Origin of the sequence: Mesorhizobium sp. M8A.F.Ca.ET.165.01.1.1 (assembly GCF_004792065.1) — a bacterium.
Taxonomy (GTDB): Bacteria; Pseudomonadota; Alphaproteobacteria; order Rhizobiales; family Rhizobiaceae; genus Mesorhizobium.
In genome coordinates, this window is sequence record NZ_SRTH01000134.1 from 1 (window position 1) to 345 (window position 345).

Sequence of the window (345 nt, forward strand, 5' to 3'; positions counted from 1 at the left end):
GTCGGAGGCGTGGCGCACGACCACATAGTCGCCGGCTGGGATCGTCTGCTGCCAGCTGTCGCCATAGCTTAGCCCAAGCGACTTGCGCTTGCCTTCGATGTCCTTCTTCGACGAGAACACCTCGATTGAGTAGGCGCCGGGCGCCGACATCGCCAGCACGCCGGCATCGAGCGTGACCTTGATGTCCTGATTGTCGCCGGCCTTGATGGTGAAGGGCTGCTCGGCAACGGCCAGATCAAGCGTGGTGAGCGCGACATAGTCGTCTGGCGGCAGCCAGAACTTGCTGTCGGGACCATAGGAGTGCTCAACGCTTTCTCGGGAACCGTCGATCTTCTTCTTCGCCTT

The 345-nt window shown here is 61.4% G+C and carries 1 pseudogene; it reads right to left on the reverse strand.

What is annotated here, in order from left to right:
* Nucleotides 1-345, reverse strand: a pseudogene (locus EN808_RS36700) (hypothetical protein); the annotation flags it as partial.